This is a genomic window from Binatus sp. (SeqCode) (assembly GCF_036522015.1).
Classification (GTDB): domain Bacteria; phylum Desulfobacterota; class Binatia; order Binatales; family Binataceae; genus Binatus.
On record NZ_DATDGQ010000378.1, the window covers coordinates 1 to 2635 of the forward strand.

The following is a 2635-nucleotide window of genomic DNA, read 5'->3' on the forward strand; positions in this document are numbered from 1 at the left end:
ATCGTGGCCGCGATGGCCGAGGCGGGGGTTGGCAAGTCGCGCCTGTTTTACGAATTCAAGATGCGCCGGCAGAGCGAGTGCCTGGTGCTCGAGGCGTTCTCGTTTTCGCACGGCAAGGCGTCGGCGTACCTGCCGGTGGTCGATCTGCTGAAGACTTATTTTCGAATCGCCGATCGCGACGACGAGCGCACGCGGCGCGAGAAGGTTACCGGCAAAGTGCTGGCGCTGGACCGCGCGCTGGAAGATACGCTGCCGCATCTGTTCGCGCTGCTGGGAATTCCGACCGTCGGGCCTGGGCTCGACGAAATGGACCCTTCGATTCGGCGCCGCCGCACGCGCGAGGCGGTCAAGAGTCTCATCGTGCGCGAGAGCCTCAATCAGCCGTTGATTCTTATCTTCGAGGATCTTCACTGGGTTGATGCGGAGTCCGAGGCGCTGTTGCAACTGGTGGCCGACTCGATTGGCACCGCGCAAATCCTGCTGATGGTCAATTATCGGCCCGAGTATCGCCACAGCTGGGGCAACAAAACCTACTACACGCAGTTGCGTCTCGATCCGCTCGGAGCCGACAACGCAGCCGAGCTGCTGACGGCGATGCTGGGCGACGACGCCGCGCTCGAGCCGCTCAAGGCGACGATCATCGAGCGCACGCAGGGCAATCCGTTTTTCATGGAGGAAATGGTGCAGGTGCTGTTTGACCAGGGCGTGCTGGTTCGCGACGGCGGCGCGGTGTCACTCGCCAGGCCGCTCACGTCGATCCAGATACCGTCAACCGTCAAGGGCATCCTGGCGGCGCGAATCGACAAGCTCGGGCCGGCGGACAAGGACCTGCTGCAATCGCTCGCGGTGATCGGCAAGGAATTTCCTCTTGGGCTGGTGCGCCGCGTGGTCGACAAGCCCGATGACGAGCTTGCGCCGATGCTATCGAACCTGCAGGCGGCCGAGTTCATCTACGAACAACCGGCGTTTCCCGAAAACGAATACACCTTCAAGCACGCGCTGACGCAGGAGGTCGCGTATGACTCCGTGCTGATGCAACGGCGAAGAATTATTCACGAGCGCACGGCGGCCGCGCTGGAGGCGATGTTCGCAGCGACGCTCGACGACCATCTGGCCGGGCTGGCGCATCACTATAGCCGCAGCGCCAACGCGTCCAAGGCGATCGAATATTTGCGCCGCGCGGCCGAGCAGGCGGCGTTGCGCTCGGCGTACAACGACGCAATCGGGTATGCGCGCGAGACCTTGCGCCTGATCGCGACGATGCCGGAATCGCGCGAGCGCGATCAGCGCGAATTGAAGATCCAGATGATGCTAACGCCGCTGTTAGTATCGACGCAGGGGCTTTCTGCGCCGGAAATCCCGGGCAATATCGCGCGGGCGCAGGAACTCTGTCGCCGCGCCGGTGAGACGCCCGAGATATTCCTCGTGATGTTTGCGCTGTGGAGCTTCAATCATGCCAGCGGACAATTGCGAGAGAGCCGGGTTATCGCGGAGCAGTTGCTCACGATGGCGGAGCGGGTGAAGAGCGATCTTGCGCTGGCGTCGTCGCACAACGCGCTGGCGGCGAGCCAGCTGTGGATGGGTGAATTCTCCGCGGCGCGAGAGAACTCCGAGAAGGCTATCGAAATCTTCGCCCGCGACATTCCGCGCTACCTTCCGCTGATGAACGCGCCGGTCATACCGTCGGCGTGCAACGTCGTGTGGGCGCTGCATATCGGCGGGCATGTGGATCAGGCGAAACGGCGGATCGCCGAAGCCCAAGGCCTGGCGTCACAGCTTCGGCGTCCCTTCAGCCTCGCGTTCGTCAATCTGCATACGATCGTGCTGAATCATTTCCGGCGAGAATACGCGGACGTGCGTACGCGATCAGAAGCGTTGATCGAACTGTCAACCGAATATGGATTTCCGTATTGGCTGGCGGCGGGCCGAATGTGTCTGGCGCGCACCATTGCCGGCGAAGCCTACGGTCATGGCGATCAGGCTGCGCTCGAGGCGGGGCTCGCGATGATGAAAGAATCGGTCGTGAACCTGGCCGCCGCCAACGCCGACCTGATCTACTCGTTCTCTTTCGTGCTGCTCGCGGAAGTGTACCTTATGATGAAACGCCCGGAGGACAGTCTGCGAGAGCTCGATAGGGCAGCGCAACGTGCCGACCAGATGGAGCATCGCCTGCTCGAAGCGGAAATTCATCGGCTCCGCGGCGAGACGATGCTTACGATGCCCAACGGCGACGACGAAGCTGAGCGATGTTTCCGGCGTGCGATCGAGATTGCGGTGCGGCAACAGGCGCGCTCATGGGAATTGCGCGGAGCGATGAGCCTGGCGCGGCTGTTGGCAAAGCAGGACAAGCGCGACGAGGCTCGCGCGACCTTGGCGCCGGTGTTCACGCAATTCACCGAGGGATTCGATACGAGCGATCTGCGTGAGGCGAAGACGCTGCTCGAAGAATTAAAGGCGTAGCGCGTCGCGCCTAGAGCATGCGTGTGAACTTCTGACGCAGGCGGCCGAAGAATCCAGCGCGCTCCACTCCAGCTTTCGCTACGATCGGAATCGTCGCTTGCGGCTTGCCGTTGAGCAGGACCGTCAGATCGCCGACCGAAACTCCAGCTTGAACGGGAGCATCCAGGTACCTTAC

Annotated in this window: 2 protein-coding genes; one reads left to right on the forward strand and one right to left on the reverse strand. The window is 62.3% G+C overall.

All coding sequences use genetic code 11. The annotated features are described in order from the left end of the window. On the forward strand, positions 1-2460 hold a 2460-nt coding region (locus VIW95_RS16140), incomplete at its 5' end, for an ATP-binding protein (RefSeq protein ID WP_331588426.1). 10 nt (positions 2461-2470) lie between these two features. Here VIW95_RS16140 and VIW95_RS17665 read toward each other — a convergent pair. Beyond that, positions 2471-2626 carry a hypothetical protein gene (locus tag VIW95_RS17665; protein WP_414645303.1) on the reverse strand — a complete coding sequence of 52 codons (156 nt, stop codon included), beginning with the start codon at positions 2624-2626 and terminating at the stop codon, positions 2471-2473. Positions 2627-2635 lie beyond the last annotated feature (9 nt).